This window comes from Shewanella sp. CG12_big_fil_rev_8_21_14_0_65_47_15, from assembly GCF_002783505.1.
GTDB lineage: Bacteria > Pseudomonadota > Gammaproteobacteria > Enterobacterales > Shewanellaceae > Shewanella.
Genome location: NZ_PFGL01000010.1, coordinates 593 through 18,436, shown reverse-complemented (window position 1 = coordinate 18,436; position 17,844 = coordinate 593). Strand labels below are relative to the sequence as shown.

Annotated in this window: 20 protein-coding genes and 1 pseudogene; 14 read left to right on the top strand and 7 right to left on the bottom strand. The window is 45.8% G+C overall.

Annotation, left to right across the window (positions count from 1 at the left end):
- Positions 1-12: 12 nt before the first annotated feature.
- Entirely contained in the window at positions 13-933 is a 921-nt protein-coding gene (locus COW15_RS02710) for a manganese-dependent inorganic pyrophosphatase (protein ID WP_293629679.1), read from the top strand.
- Between the two features lie 246 nt (positions 934-1,179).
- Here the strand turns inward: COW15_RS02710 and COW15_RS02705 are convergent, their stop codons facing one another.
- Both COW15_RS02705 and COW15_RS02700 read right to left on the bottom strand, forming a co-directional pair.
- Positions 1,180-1,659 carry a hypothetical protein gene (locus COW15_RS02705; protein ID WP_293629678.1) on the bottom strand — a complete coding sequence of 160 codons (480 nt, stop codon included), beginning with the start codon at positions 1,657-1,659 and terminating at the stop codon, positions 1,180-1,182.
- A complete protein-coding gene (locus COW15_RS02700; RefSeq protein WP_293629677.1) occupies positions 1,659-2,573 on the bottom strand; it encodes a hypothetical protein in 915 nt (304 codons plus the stop codon). The genes COW15_RS02705 and COW15_RS02700 overlap by 1 nt, the downstream gene beginning before the upstream one ends.
- Positions 2,574-2,897: 324 nt before the next feature.
- On the opposite strand from COW15_RS02700, the gene COW15_RS02695 reads away from it, so the two are divergent.
- Positions 2,898-3,512 (top strand): DedA family protein, encoded by a 615-nt coding sequence (locus COW15_RS02695; protein WP_293629676.1) that lies wholly within the window; start codon positions 2,898-2,900, stop codon positions 3,510-3,512.
- 12 nt (positions 3,513-3,524) lie between these two features.
- Here COW15_RS02695 and COW15_RS02690 read toward each other — a convergent pair whose 3' ends face one another.
- From COW15_RS02690 to COW15_RS02670, 5 genes are all read right to left on the bottom strand, one after another.
- Positions 3,525-3,749 (bottom strand): DUF6500 family protein, encoded by a 225-nt coding sequence (locus COW15_RS02690; RefSeq protein ID WP_293629694.1) that lies wholly within the window; start codon positions 3,747-3,749, stop codon positions 3,525-3,527.
- A gap of 94 nt (positions 3,750-3,843) precedes the next feature.
- Positions 3,844-5,160 carry a thioesterase gene (locus COW15_RS02685; protein ID WP_293629675.1) on the bottom strand — a complete coding sequence of 439 codons (1,317 nt, stop codon included), beginning with the start codon at positions 5,158-5,160 and terminating at the stop codon, positions 3,844-3,846.
- Positions 5,161-5,302: 142 nt separating this feature from the next.
- Entirely contained in the window at positions 5,303-6,343 is a 1,041-nt protein-coding gene (locus COW15_RS02680) for an MJ1255/VC2487 family glycosyltransferase (RefSeq protein ID WP_293629674.1), read from the bottom strand.
- A 58-nt stretch (positions 6,344-6,401) separates the two neighbouring features.
- Positions 6,402-6,914: a phosphatase PAP2 family protein gene (locus tag COW15_RS02675; RefSeq protein ID WP_293629673.1), complete on the bottom strand. Its 513-nt coding sequence runs from the start codon at positions 6,912-6,914 to the stop codon at positions 6,402-6,404.
- A 388-nt stretch (positions 6,915-7,302) separates the two neighbouring features.
- On the bottom strand, positions 7,303-7,539 hold the full coding sequence (locus COW15_RS02670; protein WP_198782076.1) for a YgjV family protein: 237 nt from the start codon (positions 7,537-7,539) through the stop codon (positions 7,303-7,305).
- A gap of 325 nt (positions 7,540-7,864) precedes the next feature.
- On the opposite strand from COW15_RS02670, the gene rraA reads away from it, so the two are divergent.
- The 12 genes and pseudogenes from rraA to COW15_RS02610 all read left to right on the top strand — a co-directional run.
- The gene (gene rraA, locus COW15_RS02665) at positions 7,865-8,350 is read left to right on the top strand and encodes a ribonuclease E activity regulator RraA (protein WP_007651193.1); all 486 of its coding nucleotides are present in this window, start codon (positions 7,865-7,867) and stop codon (positions 8,348-8,350) included.
- Between the two features lie 131 nt (positions 8,351-8,481).
- On the top strand, positions 8,482-9,546 hold the full coding sequence (locus COW15_RS02660) for a formimidoylglutamase (protein ID WP_293629672.1): 1,065 nt from the start codon (positions 8,482-8,484) through the stop codon (positions 9,544-9,546).
- 246 nt (positions 9,547-9,792) lie between these two features.
- Entirely contained in the window at positions 9,793-10,548 is a 756-nt protein-coding gene (gene ubiE, locus COW15_RS02655; RefSeq protein WP_007651203.1) for a bifunctional demethylmenaquinone methyltransferase/2-methoxy-6-polyprenyl-1,4-benzoquinol methylase UbiE, read from the top strand.
- Positions 10,548-11,168, top strand: coding sequence for an SCP2 sterol-binding domain-containing protein (locus COW15_RS02650; RefSeq protein ID WP_293629671.1), 621 nt, complete (start codon positions 10,548-10,550; stop codon positions 11,166-11,168). Before ubiE ends, COW15_RS02650 begins: the two co-directional genes overlap by 1 nt.
- Positions 11,165-12,814 (top strand): ubiquinone biosynthesis regulatory protein kinase UbiB, encoded by a 1,650-nt coding sequence (gene ubiB / locus COW15_RS02645; RefSeq protein ID WP_293629669.1) that lies wholly within the window; start codon positions 11,165-11,167, stop codon positions 12,812-12,814. The genes COW15_RS02650 and ubiB overlap by 4 nt, the downstream gene beginning before the upstream one ends.
- 59 nt (positions 12,815-12,873) lie before the next feature.
- A complete protein-coding gene (gene tatA / locus COW15_RS02640) occupies positions 12,874-13,113 on the top strand; it encodes a Sec-independent protein translocase subunit TatA (protein ID WP_011790907.1) in 240 nt (79 codons plus the stop codon).
- A gap of 6 nt (positions 13,114-13,119) precedes the next feature.
- Positions 13,120-13,596 carry a Sec-independent protein translocase protein TatB gene (gene tatB / locus COW15_RS02635; protein WP_293629644.1) on the top strand — a complete coding sequence of 159 codons (477 nt, stop codon included), beginning with the start codon at positions 13,120-13,122 and terminating at the stop codon, positions 13,594-13,596.
- A 3-nt stretch (positions 13,597-13,599) separates the two neighbouring features.
- Entirely contained in the window at positions 13,600-14,349 is a 750-nt protein-coding gene (tatC, locus tag COW15_RS02630) for a twin-arginine translocase subunit TatC (RefSeq protein WP_293629643.1), read from the top strand.
- A gap of 45 nt (positions 14,350-14,394) precedes the next feature.
- Positions 14,395-14,964, top strand: a complete 570-nt coding sequence (locus tag COW15_RS02625) for a hypothetical protein (protein WP_293629642.1) — start codon at positions 14,395-14,397, stop codon at positions 14,962-14,964.
- Positions 14,964-15,767, top strand: coding sequence for a TatD family hydrolase (locus tag COW15_RS02620; protein WP_293629640.1), 804 nt, complete (start codon positions 14,964-14,966; stop codon positions 15,765-15,767). The genes COW15_RS02625 and COW15_RS02620 overlap by 1 nt, the downstream gene beginning before the upstream one ends.
- Entirely contained in the window at positions 15,760-17,637 is a 1,878-nt protein-coding gene (locus tag COW15_RS02615) for a diguanylate cyclase (protein ID WP_293629639.1), read from the top strand. Before COW15_RS02620 ends, COW15_RS02615 begins: the two co-directional genes overlap by 8 nt.
- Before the next feature lie 9 nt (positions 17,638-17,646).
- Positions 17,647-17,844 (top strand): annotated as a pseudogene (locus COW15_RS02610) (porphobilinogen synthase); the annotation flags it as partial.

Genomic DNA, 17,844 nt, shown 5'->3' with positions numbered 1-17,844 from the left:
AGAGTCACTGAAATGCCCATTTACGTTGTCGGTCACAAGATCCCCGATTCTGATTCAATCTGCGGTGCTATCGCGTTAGCCTATTTAAAAAACCAAATCGGTGAAGAAGCCATTGCCGCACGTTTAGGTGAATTATCACCCGAAACCGCCTTTATTCTGGAACGTTTCGGCTTCGAAGCACCAGAATACAAAACCAGCTACGCTGGCGAACAAGTGTATATCGTTGATCATTCAGAGCTAACCCAAGCACCGGACGATATCGCTAAGGCGACTATCGTCGGGATTGTCGATCACCATAAGCTTGGCGATCTGACCACTGATACCCCGTTAGAATGCTGGATCCGCCCAGTAGGTTGCAGCAACACAGTGATCAAGATGATGTATGACTTCCATCAAGTCGCTATTCCGAAAAATATCGCCGGCATCATGATGTGCGCTATTTTGAGCGACACTGTGATTTTCAAATCACCCACTTGCACCACAGCCGACATTCGCTGCGTTGAAGCCCTGGCCGAAATCGCTGGCATTGAAGATTTTAAAACGCTGGGCATGGAAATGTTCAAAGTCAAATCTGCCGTACAAGGCACGCCAGCACGTGACCTCGTTATGCGCGACTTTAAAGACTTCAATATGAACGGTAACTTAGTCGGTATCGGCCAGTTAGAAGTGATCGACCTGTCAGTATTTGATGATATCAAAGCGGGATTAGAGGCCGATATCAAAGCACTGAAAGTGGAAGGCAATCGCCACAGTGTATTATTACTGCTGACCGATATCATGAAAGAAGGCTCTGAGCTGTTAGTCGTTTCTGACGACGCCGACTTGATCAATCGCGCCTATGGCAAAACCCCAGTTGATGGCAAAGTGTGGTTAGACGGCGTACTCAGTCGTAAAAAACAAGTAGTACCACAGCTACAAGCGGCATTCGCATAGTCGTTTTATCGTCGAGACGGTAGTACTGATATTAAGGCCGAACTGAGTTCGGCCTTTTTATACCCTAAAAATAGATAGAGTTCCAATCGAAGAATCTTAGATTACAATGGTTGATCGCAACCAACTAAAGCTAGAATGAAAATTTATTCAGAAACCTATCTAGAAAATTTATCAAGATAATGAGAAGGTAAATATGGATTTATGAACTTTAATCTAACACTATGGTATAAAAATTATTGGCATTGATTACTGACGACTTCGCCCCCTATTTATCTCTTTCTCTATGATTGCTTGAGCTTCTTTTATATCATTAATTAAGTCAAATTGATGCTGTATATAAGCATGATATATTTTACTTTTCACCAGAAAAAAAGTTGCAATTAAGACGGCTAAATTAAACAAGCAAAATAACTGTTTGGCAAATGTATCTTGTAGTAAGACTGCAGGTATGCCGATTAAAACTAAAAGCACGGTATAATATTTGAGCAAATTGGCGCAAGAGAATGAGCCTCTAGTCACTTTGAAATTAATAAAACTAAACAATAAACTAAGCACCATTAATATCGCCAGACTCCATTCAGCTGATAACTTGTAGTACGTATTCAATACGATGGTTACAGACATGCCGGTCCCGATAAGCAGCAATAAAGTAACAATCAAGAAAACAATCATTGCTTGTTTTTTTGGGAAAAAACTTACCATTTCCTCATTTTTAGCTTGTCGCATTATTCAGACACTTCCTCATATATACCAATAGCTAACGAGTGAATAGTTCCAGATAATGCACTACCAGTAAAGCTCATGGATGCTCCGATAGCATCTTTTAGCTGTAGTTGCAATGACTGAGTGATTGTTAGTCCAGAGTAACGCGTAGGATAGGTACCAGTCTTAACTAGTTTTTTAATGAGTGAATTTGAAATTCCAGGTTGATTCATACGAATTATTTCTTGAGTAAGTCTCTTCCTTTCAGCCCTAGATAAGTTACCCAATATCGCAGCATAGCTTTTCCCACTACTTAAGTGTAAAAGTTTTATGGTTTTGACCGTTGTAGCTGCAGCAGCTCCTGCTCCAGCAATTGAAACAACATCTAATGCAGTAGATATATCTTGATACCATTGTTGACTATCAAGAAGGTCATTTTGATCTTGGTCAAATATTTCATTACCAGACCGATAAACTCCATTGATACATTGAACAGAGCTTGCCGTACTTGCAGCAACGGCTAAATATGTAATAGCTGAGCTAGTGCCTCCTGTCAACGGAATCGCTGCTCCACTTCCAGTTACCACTATCCAACCTAAAACTGCTGCACCGCAACTTAATACCGTGTTAGTTAACTCCCCAACTAGCTTCGATTCTCTAACACTACTTTGACTTCCTTTTAAGTATGCCGCAAACTGTTGCTGGCTCATCATTTTTGGGGGTTCTCGTAATACTACTTTTATGGGAGATAATCGACAGATAGGAGTAAAAGGGCGCAACTCAACAATTGTGTAATTGCTATCAATATAAATAACTGATGCTCCCAGAAGCTCTGGAATACTATCAATTTTTTTAAATAATACAACCTGATCTATATTCGATGCTAGTTTTGCCTTGAGCTGATTCTCATGGAAACTGTTTCTTTCATAAAAAGCCATAATATATCCATTATTTTGATTTAATCATCCATATTTAGCAGACATGCTACTATCATGTACCTATGAACTCAATCAAGGTACTGAATAGATATCAACAATCATTCAAAATTATTAGGAAGTTGCAAATAAACCTGACATCCTGAAGGGGTAAAATCACCTGTGAAGATGTTAAAAAATTCAAATGCAAAGCTGTAAACTAAGTGCTCGGCTCCATTTTTACCGCTAACTAAAACTGACATGAAACTTTGTCCATAAATCTATCCAGCCAGAGAAGTTGGCGAGTATGATGGACCAATCGTCCCATTGATTTGATCACTTTCATCCATGCCAGAAGCGCTACAACATCTCATCGCCGAAATGACACCTTGGTTGCAGCAATACGGTTATCTGCTGCTCTTTATCGCGATTGCTGTCGAGGGTTTTGGGATCCCCGCACCGGGGCAATCTCTGCTTATTGTCGCCAGCCTATTAGCCGCTACAGGGCAGATGTCACTGCCATTAGTATTGATTATTGCGGCCTGCGGCGCCTTATCCGGCAATAGTTTGGGGTATTTGATCGGCTGGCGCTTTGGGGATGTGTTGCTTAAGAAGGGCTGGATAAAGCCACAATTAGAAGACAAAATCCATGGCGTTATTGGTCAATACGGTATTGCGGCCTTAGTGTTGAGTCGTTTTGTTGAGGGGTTAAAACAATTTATGTTTATCGGCTGCGGCCTAGCTAAAATGCCCTTTCGGCAATTTGTTGTTGGTAATATCCTAGCCACCAGCATTTGGGTGGCACTCTTTGGATTAGGCCCAGTGTTAATCCGCGATGAAATCGCCCCTATGCTGGCGTTTTATCATCAACATAAATATCCCACATGGGCGATAGTGAGCCTAATCCTCGCCACGCTAATTACTTTCACTTGGCGCAGATGGCAAACCCAAAATCCACAGTAACCGATTTGGGAGCTATTCTTCCGATTCGTTTTGGATCATCTCTATCACCCTATGAGCCTTAACAAAATGATCTAAGCGATGGGTTTGAATCCACCAAGTCGCCGCTTCCATAAGCAACTCTGGATTATCATTTTTGTTGGCAAAAAAGGCGTAAAATGAAACACCGACATTATCGCCTTTAGCCTCAATTTTTTTATGACAAACCGCGATGATCTTTGCTCTTAACTCAGCTCTCATATTTTGACTCACAAGGTTTATTTTCCAGCTTATTATTAGCTATTTCATTTACATACAAAACTAGACGTATACGCCTATTGCTTACGCCATATAGCTACCGATCACTTATGCCTTTAGTCTCAACCTTAGGTTGGGACTCTGCGCCGTCATTTGGCTTGGCCCCAGGTTTGGATTCTAATACGGGCGCTATGATTGACGCAGATGTTGCGGCGTCTGACGCTGGTGCTAAGGCCACAAAGTCTTTATTTGCAGGGCGTTCCACTGCATGTTTAGGGAGTTGGTTACGATACAAATCAATCATACTCATCACCTCAGACAAGGCTTTGGCATGATCTTGCGTCAAGATGCCATTGTGCCCAGAGACAATTTCATCGGATACGGCCAGCACCCACACGGCCTGCATATTAGCATCGGGACAAGTTTGCACACTGCGCCGAGCCTGCAAACGAGCGCGAATTTTCCAACCAGAATGGGGCAAAGTCATCATACAGCCGGGGATCTGATCGTGGGCTATTAGGGCCGACGGCATCTTAATCGGGGTATCGCAATTCCCCGCGGAACATTTATCAATATCGTGGGTAATGGCCCAAGAGTTGCCCACGGCACGCTCGCCGTCCTTGATATAGTTAAAAGCTTCTTTTACCGCAAAGTCACCTTTAGATTGTAATACCACCATGCTCGGCTTTTGCCTGTCTAAACTGACCAGCGTATCGAGTGGTTGGTATTCCTTCGCCGGCACGGCAGGGTTTAACAGTAAGAATAAATTCGGGTTATCCTGCTGATGTTCGATAGCCGCCTTGATCCGATCTTTACTCGCATGCAAAACGACTGCCCCGCCGAGACTGTGGCCTATCACGGTATAACGTAGTAATTTATGCTGCGCGACTAACGTATCAAGCTTATCCAACAGTTGGGATAAGCCTAACTGACCTATGCGTTTAGCGACCCGTTTACGCTGTAAAATGGTCGGAAAATCTAAGGGTTCAATCCAGCTTTTCGCATCGTCGGAACCATCGAGCCAAAAGGGATCATACTTATCGCCACGCCAGCCAATATATAAGCCAAGCAAGTTACGCTGGGCATCGGACACCGCCATCTGCTGATAAAACTGCTCAAAGGCGATAAAGTTTTCATCTTTAGGCTCGGCACTATGGTGCCAGCCATGGACAAAAATCAGCAATTCAGGGATCTGAGCGGGTTCGGACTGTGAAATACGCGCCTCTAAACCTTGCCATTGTCTTTCGTCATGGGGCAGGCCTTGATCGTTAAACTCAATCACATGGAAGTTTTGCCTGGCAATATCTGGACCTGGGAGGTGAAATGCTTGGTCAGGAATAAAAGGAAGCAAAATACAAAGAAACAACAACATTAAAAACAGTAACTTGTACTGAGTAAACTTCTTAAGGCTCATTTATAACAACATAATTAACGGCCAAGCTAGGCCAAAATAGACGTGCTGAAAGGGGCTAACAGCAAAAGTGCCGAAATTATACGCTAACCCCATTGACCCAGCTAGTGCCTAAATAGCTTTTCACCGCAGCAGATGAGCCGATTTAACGCCAGGTATCGGGGAGCGTCACTTGGCTCCATAAATCTTGGCATAAGGACTGACTATGGTGCCAGTCGCCACCACGGATCCATTTGACTAGCGTATCTCCCACTTGGGGATAAGCAATAGGATTAGGCGATGCCGTTTTAAGCCAGCGCTTTACCACGCCCATATCTAGGCTCATCATGCTATCTCCGGCGCCCAGTAGCTGCAGTGCGGCCACATTCGACAATTGTTCAAACTGACCAATCAATGGTTTGACTAACAGCTTTTTACCTAAGGTCAGCGCTTCGCTGGCAAGCTCAAATCCCGCATTGCCAATGACACCACCACAAGTCGCTAAGTGCTGTTTAAATCCATCGCGATTAAAACCATGCCACTTAATGTGCTCAGCAACTTGTCCCTTAGGCTGCTGGCTGTGATACACCAAAAACTGATAATCACTAAAGAGCTTGAGGAAATCTGCAATCACATCCGCATCTTCAAAGGGTAAATAAACCAAGATCTGATGTGTGTGCTCAATAGGGCTGGCATCAACCTCGACAAATGGCGGTAGGATCGGAAACCCAAAGTGATGCCAATGGCACCCAAGCGCAATATCCACGGGTGCGAAGTAATTGAGCAATAACTCATTAAACCAAGTGCTACCAAGTTTAGGCACAGGGTGAGTCAACGCCGCTTGGTGACTTATACCGATAGAGGGCACCCCCTGCCGCCGTGCCGCCCACGCGGATACGGGCTCAAAATCATTCAGCACTAGGTCATAGCAACTCAGATCCAGTGCTTGGATATCCTTAAGCAATGACAAGGAAAAATTCTGCCTCACCGTTTGCGGCACACTCACCCGTCCAGAGTGGGTCGCAAAGGTCATCCCCGTCTGCACGCGATAATCACCAAAACATTCCATATCGAAAAACTGCTCCGGCTTGCGACCAGAAAATAAAAAATCAACTCTTACATCATTTTTTATCAGCGACTTAGCCATCACACGCGCACGACTTAAATGGCCATTCCCTGTGCCTTGAACTCCGTAGAGTATTCGCATTACTTATCCTTTAACTGTGAATGAAACAGAATTCCAACGAATAAGAGACTGATGTGTGTTAAATCACTGGATGCACGAGTAAAACGGCTCCCGTGCCTAACACGGCGCCCGCGACGATATCTAGAGGGTAATGCACACCAAGACAGATGCGCGAGCCACCTATACCAAGGGCCCATACATATGCGGCGGGAGCCGCAATAGGGTAAACCTGTGCCACACTCGTTGCCATCACAAAGGCGGCGGCCGTATGTCCCGAGGGTAAGCTGAAACGATCCGATGGCTCAAAGCCACTCTCAAATCCCACCAACCCATGGCAGGGCCTGATACGGCGGATGCTATTTTTCAATAACAAATACAAAGGCAACTCGACTAAAAAACTCGCTAACATCAGGTTGAATAAGGCCTGCCCTTGGGCATGCGTCAACATCAAGCCCAGCGAAAGATACAAATACACATGTCCATCGCCGCTCGCAGACACCCGCTTTGCATGGGCATACAAACCGTGGCGCTGCGTGCAGTTTACAATATGAAAAAACATTCGCTTATCTAAGTCTGCAACGTAACTCAACATAGAACAGGCTCCTTACTGGCATACCAGCGAGTTTTACTCTGATGTTAATTGGTGCACTCTCTCGACAACGCTTAGCAGGCTTGGCTTTAATGCTCTCTATTTATCAAAACTAAGGCTTAAAACAAAACTAAGGCTTAAAACTAAGGCCGCTATTCACGATTGAATTCATTTGTTTATTGAAATCGATAAGATGGTTTGAGACTAAGCAATGGCGATGACGCCTAAGTGACATCTGGCCTAAAGTTTTATGACAGTCCCATAGGTGACTAAGGCTTTTGAGGCAGATGGGGGCAAGTGAAGCGGAAGAAAGGCTAAAATGTTGGGAAAACCATTGTGTTGCCTGAGCTTAAAGCAGAGCAACACAATGGGATCAGGCCCACACTAAGATCTAGGAACTTGCCTTAGCGCGGTAAATTTTGGTCAAATGATAAATATTAATACAGGCAACAAACGCATTCATCCCCGCGACTGGCCAAGCCGAAATGAACACTCCATAGATCACAAACAGGGTACAACCCACAAAGTTCAACCATCTTAACCAGATGATATTCTTCATCATTAATGAGATAGCCACCATAACAGAGGCAAAATAACCAATAATTTCAATCGTGTTTACAGCTTCCATAGGCACCTCTCAAAGGCCCTCTACCGTCCATAAGCATAACGGGGGGTCCATGCCCCTAAAGCAAATTTAGTTACGTAAGTTAATTTAAACTTGGGATATAATATCAAAACACGCAACAGAGTTGTAATAAAAAACCGTTATTTAATGACTAATATCAAGTTTTGAGCACTAATTTCGATCCCGTGACGAAAAAATACTACAGATACTGTTAACGAGCCAACGGCAACAATACCGTGATTGATAACACTTTTCTTTTCATGAATCCCTTTTATACTGGCGTAAACTCGCTAAACTGTACGCAACGCAGATCAATAGGAGTGTAAATATGGAATACAACACCTCAGAACTATGTGACATGTACTTAGATGTCGTAGATGTAGTCGAGCCCATGTTCAGTAACTACGGTGGTTGTAGCTCTTTTGGCGGTTCTATTAGCACCATCAAGTGCTTTGAAGACAACGGCCTAATCACCGAAGTCCTACAGGAAGATGGCCAAGGTAAAGTCTTACTGGTCGATGGTGGTGGCTCATTGCGTCGCGCACTCATTGATGGTGCCATCGCAGAACTTGCGGTCAGCAACAATTGGGAAGGCATTATCATTTACGGTTCGGTACGCGATGTGGATGCATTAGAAGAGTTAGACATTGGTATTCAAGCGCTTGCTTCTATCCCTGTGGGCGCCGATGGCAACTCTGTGGGCGAAGTGGAAATTCCGGTCAATTTTGGTGGCGTGACTTTCCTCCCCGGCGACCATATCTACGCCGATAACACTGGCATTATCCTGTCGCCTGAGCCACTCGATATCGAGTAAGTAAAAAAGAGATGACAAGAAAGCCAGCTAAGCTGGCTTTTTTATTATCTATTTCACCTTTACTGGCATTGAATAATCGCCCTCGCCTGCGCCACAATAAGTGATCTCTGGCCCTATAAGAACTCTCCCCTATGCCCGAATTTATCCCTTTTACCCATGCCGACATTGCCACCCTAGTCAGCCCGAGAACCGGCGAGACTAAGCTTGGGCAATGTGTACATATTGCTAATCATGAACACTCACTCGAGGCAATACTCGCCACGGCAAAGGCCCATGGTGCGGTTTTTGCGATTGTCGGCGTCGGTGAAGACATAGGCCCACGGGCAAACTTAGGCCGCGGCGGTGCCACCGATGCCTTTACCACTAGCATGCGCCAATGGCTAAATCTGCAATCGAATCGATTTTTGTCTGGCGCCGAATGCCTAGTGTTAGGCCAAGTTAACACCGCCGATCTACAGCAACAAACCGCGACCCATGCCACAGATAACACCGACGTCACCTTAGATGAATTACGCGATGCGGTGGAACAGCTAGATGAGCGCGTGATCCGCATTGTCAGTGCCATTTTAAAGGCAGGTTTAGAACCCATACTCATCGGCGGCGGCCACAACAATGCCTATGGGTTATTGATGGCGACCTCAGCCCATTACCAACGCCAGGTTGCAGCGGTGAATCTCGATCCCCATTCGGATTTTCGTCTACTCGAAGGTCGCCATAGCGGCAATGGTTTTAGCTATGCCGCCGACCATGGAGCCTTAGGCTTTTATCATGTACTCGGGCTGCACGAGTTAAAAAACAGTGAAGCCAATTTAACTCAGTTGACCGAGTTTGGTGGCTCTTGGCATAGTCTGCAGCAAATTTGGGTTCGCCGTGAGATCAGCCTAAGCCAAGCCTTACTTGAGATTGCAGCAAAACTCAACGAAACAGCTTTACCCGTAGGCTTAGAGCTAGATGTCGATGCTATCGCTAAAATGCCCAGTAGCGCCTCAACTGCAGCAGGTGTGCCACTGCTCGATGCGGCGCACTATGTCAGTTACATCGCTCGCCACTGTCCATGTGCATACTTACACTTGGCTGAAGCGGCGCCGAGTTGTCACGAAGCGGGACTTGAAGCCGGTTTTAGGGATGTAGGCCAGAGTCTAAGTGAGCTTATCTATGCTTATGTGCAAGCTCGTATGCAGTTTTTGGCACAGTAACTGGGCATCAGTTATCTACGACTCGGCGCTAAGCTATTCACCAAATCCGGATATTGTGGTCTAATGCCAGTCCGTTTTATGTGGTCGACGAGCACTCAACTCAAGGACTTATAGAAGGCGACTGAAACTAGCGCATCCACGTGAGTTTACTAGCTCGATCACAGAGTGATAGATCAACGATTCAGCAAATGCTGGCGATGGCTTACACTCGCAACTAATACATTGCAAAACAATAGGAACACATTGATGTCTGAGGGCGAATCTAGAAGTACCCACTTTGGTTACAAAACCGTTGAGGCCGATAAAAAGGCCGATCTCGTTGCCGGCGTGTTTCATTCGGTCGCCGCAAAGTATGACATTATGAATGATGTGATGTCCTTCGGTATTCACCGTTTTTGGAAGCGTTACACCATAGAAGTGTCAGGTGCTCGCCCTGGTATGAAAGTACTCGATTTAGCCGGTGGTACCGGTGACTTAACCGCCAAGTTCTCCCACTTAGTGGGCGATAAAGGTGAAGTCGTGTTAGCCGATATCAACGATTCTATGCTTAAAGTGGGCCGAACTAAACTGCGTGACCGCGGTATTGTAAATAATGTCAGCTATGTGCAGGCCAATGCTGAAGCACTGCCATTCCCGGACAACCACTTCGATATTATTACCATCGCCTTTGGTCTGCGTAACGTGACCGATAAAGATGCCGCGCTGCGCTCAATGAACCGTGTGCTCAAACCAGGCGGTAAGTTATTAGTGTTGGAGTTTTCTAAACCTCAGCATGAAATCATGCGCAAAGTATATGATTTATACAGCTTTAAAGTATTGCCTAAGATGGGTGAACTGATCACCAAAGATGCCGACAGCTATGAATATCTGGCCGAGTCAATTCGCATGCACCCAGATCAAGACACACTAAAGCAAATGATGGTGGACGCTGGCTTTGAACAGGTCGATTACACCAATATGACCGACGGTATCGTCGCCCTGCACCGCGGTTATAAATTCTAATGATGCCGCAGGAAGTTGTGCTCCTCGCCTGTGCCGCAATGGAAATGGGTCTGAAAAAACTTCAGGCCCAAGCGGGCGATGACTATTCGCGCCAGCGCCAGTTACATGGCAAAGTGTTTCGCATTCAATTGTCGCAGCTTAGCTGGCCAATTTATTTAGTCTTTGCCAAAGAGATCCAAGTGCTCAGCCGCTATGAAGGGGATGTCGATGTCAGTCTGCACGCCGATGCAACCACGCTTTATCGGGTGACCGAAGGCGCAAACCTGACTGAACTTATCAAGCAGGATAAACTCAAGCTTGAGGGCGATCTCAATTTATTACAAAGCTTTAGCCAGTATCTACGCGGTATCGAGTTTGATTTTGCCGAGCCAATATCCCGCTATTTAGGCGATGGCCCCACCCACAAGCTCATCAGCACTGGCCAGCAGGCGAAGGGAATGGCACTCGAAGTGTTGCGTAAAACCCGTGCCCATTTAGGGCAACTCGCAGTGGAAGAGTATCGCCTCGCTCCGCACCCAATTGAGTTAATTCATTTTCGCGATCAAATGGATGATTTAGTTGCCGACACCCGCGCGATTGAACAACGGATTGCCCAATTAAGAGACCAGATTAAGCCATGACCCTTGCCAGTATCCGCCGCGGTTACCACGTCATTAAAACCCTACTTCAATATGGGCTGGACGAGGTTTTACCGCCAAAGATGACCCCTTGGTACTTTAAACTCGCCCGTAACAGCCTATTCTGGATCCACAATAAACATAAAAATAAACCCGGTGGCGAGCGCTTAAAACTGGCGATGCAGGAACTTGGTCCGGTTTATATCAAGCTTGGACAAATGCTCTCGACCCGCCGTGATTTACTCAGTGATGAGTGGGCAAATGAACTCGCCATGCTGCAGGACAAAGTGCCGCCCTTCGATGGTGTGCTCGCTCGCCAAGCGATAGAAGCGGAGCTAAAAGCACCAATTGAATCTTTTTTCGATGACTTCGATGAAACGCCCCTAGCTTCTGCATCCATTTCCCAGGTGCACACGGCGACACTCAAATCAAATGGCAAAGCGGTAGTTTTGAAAGTACTGCGCCCGAATGTAGAAGCTAAGATCCAAGCCGATCTGCTGTTAATGTCGCAAACCGCCAAACTGATTGAATATCTTCTCGGTGAAGGCAACCGCCTGCGCCCCGCGGAAGTGATTGAAGATTACCGAGTGACCATTTTAGGTGAATTAAACCTTAAGCTTGAGGCCTTAAACGCAGTTAAGTTGCGTAATAACTTTCTCAACTCGGATGCCCTCTATGTCCCCTATGTATATGAGGAGTTTTGCTATCCACGCCTGATGGTGATGGAACGTATTTATGGTATTCCAGTCTCGGATATTGCCGCTCTCAAGGCACAGGGTACTAACTTCAAGCTGCTAGCCGAACGTGGGGTTGAGCTGTTTTTTACCCAAGTATTCCGGGATAATTTTTTCCATGCGGATATGCATCCCGGCAATATTTTTATCTCCTTAGAACACCCAGAAAACCCCCGCTACATTGGTTTAGACTGCGGCATTATGGGCACGCTTAGTGAAGTCGACAAACGCTATCTGGCCGAGAATTTCCTCGCGTTCTTCAACCGGGATTACCACAGAATCGCCCAGCTCTACATTGAGTCGGGCTGGGTGTCGGAAAAAACCGACTTGCAGGCCTTCGAGCAAGCCATCAAGGTCGTTTGCGAGCCTATGTTCAACAAACCCCTCGATGAAATCTCCTTTGGTCATGTATTGTTAGAGCTATTTCGCACCGCTCGCCACTTCGATATTATTGTACAGCCGCAACTGGTGTTACTAGAAAAGACCTTACTTTATATCGAAGGATTAGGCCGACAACTTTATCCGCAGTTGGATCTATGGCAAACCGCTAAACCCTTCTTAGAACAATGGATGGCCGAACAAGTGGGCCCTAAGGCCATGTTTAAAAAGGTATCCACAAAACTGCCATATTGGTCTGATAAGCTACCAGAATTCCCAGAACTGATTTATGACAACCTTAAATTAGGCAGGAAATTGCTGAGTTCTCAGCAACAGATGCTAGATAAGTATTTAAAATATCAGCAGCAGTCACATAAGAGTAATTACCTGCTTATCACTTCTGCAATTTTATTGATCTGCGGCACGTTATTGTTTAATCAAGACGCTACACTGTGGACCCCTTACGTGTGTCTTATTTCGGGCGCAATATTGTGGTTTATCGGATGGCGATCTAGGCCAAAGAATCGTAAATTTTAGCTAGCACTAATTAATCAGAGGTTCATAATAGAACCGATATCAATTAAGAGGATACCTTCATGGGTGGCATTAGTATTTGGCAACTTCTTATCATTGCGTTAATCGTTGTCTTATTATTTGGAACGAAGAAATTGCGCTCTTTGGGCGGTGATTTAGGCGGTGCGGTTAAGGGCTTCAAAAACGCCATGTCTTCAGAAGAAGATAAAAAGGCATTAGAAGACACCGAAGCGGCTAAAACAGCACAAACAACTCAACAGGCGACGGAAAAGAAACCAGAGTCTAACAAAGAACAGGCGTAACTCCTTATGTTTGACGGTATCGGCTTTATGGAGCTGCTGCTGATCGGTGTTCTGGGGCTCGTGGTTCTTGGCCCCGAGCGTCTACCGGTCGCGGTGCGTTCGATTACGGGTTGGATCCGCGCGATGAAACGCATGGCCAACTCGGTCAAAGATGAACTTGAGCAGGAGCTGAAGATCGAGCAATTGCATGCCGATCTCAAAAAAGCAGAAAGCAAAGGTTTAGCTAATCTTTCACCTGAACTTCAAGAATCTATCGATCAATTGAAACAGGCTGCGCAGTCAGTGAATCGACCTTATCAAGTGCAAGATCCTGTTTCCCAAAACACTTCTGCACAGGGGGAACCGATCCACAATCCCGCGCAAGTAAGCCAAACTAGCCCGACAAGCCCAGTAGAGGCGAGTCCAATATCGGCGTCTCCCGCCGCTCACAGCGAGCCATCCCAGGGCGCGGATACCCGTTCTAACCCGAAAGCCAACGGATAATTCATGTCGCAACAGCAGCCACTTATCAGCCACTTGCTTGAACTTAGGTCCAAGCTGCTTAAATCCATTGCCAGCGTATTAATTGTATTCATCTGCAGCGTGTATTGGGCAAATGACATCTACCACTACATGGCAATCCCTTTAATGCAGTCTTTACCCTTGGGTGGCAGCATGATTGCGACCGATGTGGCCGCACCTTTCTTTGCACCTTTTAAACTGACTTTAGTCCTGTCATTTTTTGTGGCCGTGCCCTATGTGCTCTATCAAATTTGGTCCTTTGTAGCACCAGGCCTGTATAAGCATGAAAAACGCTTAGTCATGCCGCTGCTCTTTAGTAGTACCGTGCTGTTTTACCTTGGTATTGCCTTTGCTTATTACATAGTTTTTCCCGTGGTGTTTGGCTTCTTTGCCAACACAGCACCCGAGGGAGTGCAAGTTGCGACCGACATTAGCAGCTATCTGGATTTTGTCTTAAAGCTGTTTTTTGCTTTCGGACTGTCCTTTGAAATCCCTATCGCCGTGGTTTTACTCTGCTGGGCAGGTGTGACCACTCCCGAAGATCTCAGGCAAAAACGTCCCTATATCGTTGTGGGCGCCTTCGTTGTGGGTATGTTGTTAACACCACCGGACGTGATTTCCCAGACTATGCTTGCAGTGCCAATGCTGTTATTGTTCGAGGGTGGTTTATTCGCTGCTCGTTTTTACAGTAAACCGAGCGATGAGTCGAACGAAGAAGAACAAACGAACGACTAACGCCCTTGCCGGCGTTAGAGGAATATAAGAATAAGGAAGATCCTGATGCGCTTAACTCTTACGGCTGCAGCGATTATGCTGTTTTCAGCCCAAGCAAATGCCAGCATTGAACAGCAACTGACTCAATGCGCAGCAACAGCAGACAAACTCGAACGCTTAATTTGCTATGACAACCTAGCCGCCAGCATAAAAGGCACGACTGCTACCATAGATACTCAAACCGCTCCTGTAGGTGTCGCTGCGGTAGTGGCCGCGCCGACTGTTGCCGTTGTTGCTAGTGCTCCAGCAGTTCCAGCAGTTCCAGCAGTTCCAGCAGTTCCAGCAGTTCCAGCAGTTCCAGCAGCAAACATTGAAGATAACTTCGGTATGGAAGCCAAGCGTGTCCAAGAAAATACCGTCGATAAAATTTATCTTGAAGTCAGTTCGATCAGTGAAGATCCCTACGGTGCTATCAAAATGACATTCACTAACGGCCAAGTCTGGAAACAAACCGAGGGCCGCAAATTCAGCCTAAAACAAGGTGAAAAAGTCTACATTGAAAAGGCAGCCTTAGGCTCTTTCTTAATGGGTACCGATAGCCGCAACGCCCTAGTGAGGGTAAAGCGCCTAAAATAATGTCCTCATACTTAGATATTGCAGTCAACTTGCTTGGCAGTGCACTCGAACCAGACATTGCAACGATAGTAAAAGCAGCGGCGGACCATGGGGTTTCGCCGTTAATCGTTATTGGCAGCGATTTAACTGAAAGTGCAGCTGCCATCGCGGTTTGCCAACAATATCCGAATCAACTCTACTGCACAGCTGGCGTACACCCACACCATGCAAGTGGCTGGCAAACTGACTCAAACAAGCGACAAGCTGAACTTTGCCAAGCACCACAGGTCGTTGCCATTGGTGAGTGTGGTTTAGACTACAATCGTGATTTCTCTCCTAGGCCCATCCAGCGCCAGGCATTTATAGCCCAACTCGCTTTAGCCGTTGAGCTACAAATGCCCGTACTGATGCACGAGCGTGATGCCCACGAAGACTTTATTGCGATCCTACGTGAATATCGTCCGCAGCTTACTGGTGCATTACTGCACTGCTTTACTGGCACCCACTCGCAAATGGAAGCCTATATTGACCTCGATTTACACTTAGGTATTACGGGTTGGGTCTGTGATGAAAGACGCGGCCAAGAATTAGCAGAGCTAGTGCCTTTTATTCCGAAAGAGCGTTTATTGATTGAAACTGACAGCCCTTACCTGCTCCCGCGGAGTATGCGGCCTAAACCTAAATCCAGTAAAAACAAACCAGAATACTTGCCCTATATCGCTCAGTATATTGCCAACTTACGTGGTGAAAATGCGGCTGAATTTGCTAAACAATGCTATCAAAATAGCCTAGCGTTTTTTAATTTGAGTCAACACTATGGCTAACTTAGGTAGCTTATTAGTTTTACTTATTAACATGTTCATTTCATTTGGTGCTTTCGCCAGCACGATGAGCATAGATGAGCACACACCTACGCCACTCAATCTAACACCTTGGCTCATGGTAACTCATAGTAATGGCACAAGTCAGTTAGCCGATATTCAAGCACTCTCCCAAACGCAGTGGCATAAGTTTACCAGTGCCGATATTCAACGCCTTAATCAACATAATTTCTGGCTGACGGTGAATCTAAGTAGTGGTGACGAAAGCCTTTCGCGCATTCTCGCCCTAGATAATCCGTTATTGGATAAAGTGACGATTTATCATTTAGTGGGCAACCTGCTGATCGACACCGCCTATATGGGAGACTCGCTTTCCTATAAGCAACGCCCGCTACTGAGCAATATTTTCCTATATCCTTTTAAAATCAATGCTAATGAACAACACACCTTCTATGTGCATATAGAAACCGAAGGCAGTGCCGCAGTTCCTCTAAATCTGTGGTCAGCCAATGATCTGGCACAAATTGCCGAATCAACCGCCGTCGAGCATGGGTTTCAATTAGGTGTACTTGCCGCCATCGGGATTTTTAGTCTTTTTATTGCCTTGGCTTCAGGATCCTTCAGTTATAGCTACTACTCGGGCTATGTCCTCTGCATGACCTTACTGGTCGCCACTATTAATGGCTTTGCTTTCCGTTTTCTCTGGCCAAATTGGCCCGTATTACAACAACTAATGGTGCCGATATTATTACCCTTAGTGATGGCCTTCGCTTTGATGTTCACCGAGAAGATACTGCAACTCAAATACCATAACCGCCACATGCTATTGATATGCCGTTACAGTGCGGTTTATATATTATTAGTGAGTCTATTAGTTCCCTTCGTCCGTTACGGTACAGTCCTTTATATTGAGATTGTTTCCGTTGTGATCCTCAGTATGATTCTAATGGTACTCGCCATTATCCAAGCGATTAATGGTCATAAGCTCGCAAAGCTCTATACCGTCGGATGGGTGAGCATGCTCACAGGTGCTTGCATTAGTAGCCTACTCTATCTTGGCGTCATTAATTTAAGTTTAAAGCCACAAACACCCGTAATGCTCGGACTCACTTTTGAGATCCTTTTCATGTCTCTCGTGCTCGCTATTCGTTATAACGATGAACGCAAAGCTAAGTTGCGTATTCAGCAGGAAGCATTGAAACAAGCACAGAAAATCCGTAGCGCACGGGAAGAAGCATTAAAACTTGAGGCCGACACTAATGAACGGCTCGAGCAAATGGTGCAAGAGCGCACCCTAGAGCTTGAAATAACCCTCAGAGAGTTGCATGAAGTCAATCAAAAACTCACAGAGCAAAGCACAATCGACAGCTTAACGGGTGTTAAAAACCGCAGCGCCTTCGATAAACGCTTGCTTGCAGAAAGCAGGATCAGTCGCCGCCAAGAAACTCCTATCGCACTATTAATGCTAGATATCGACAGATTTAAGTCGATCAATGACCACTTTGGGCACTTAGCTGGCGATCAAGCATTAAAGAAGATTGCCCAGACATTACAACAACATTTAAAGCGTCCAACGGATCTAGTATCACGTTTTGGTGGCGAAGAGTTTGCTATTATTCTCCCCAACACAACGGCACAAGGCGCACTGAAGGTCGCTGAAGGCATTAGAGACGCAGTGACATCTATTGACCTAGAATGGGAGGGAAAACCTATCCCATTGACCATCAGTATCGGAGTCAGTGCCGATATCATGGCTAGCGATCAACACTGTACCGAATTACTTGAACAAGCCGATAAAGCACTCTATCAAGCGAAAAACAACGGGCGCAATCAAGTGAAATTGTATGTGCCAGCAAGAGCAGAACCTAATTAGGAGTCCAATGTGAATATCATTACCAGTGCTTTCCCACAGCGCAGAATGCGCCGCATGCGTAAACATGATTTCAGCCGCCGCCTGATGGCTGAAAATCATCTGACGGTTAATGACTTAATTTATCCAATGTTCGTACTCGAAGGCACCAACCGCAGCGAAAAAGTCGCCTCTATGCCAGGTGTCGAACGTTACTCGATTGATTTACTA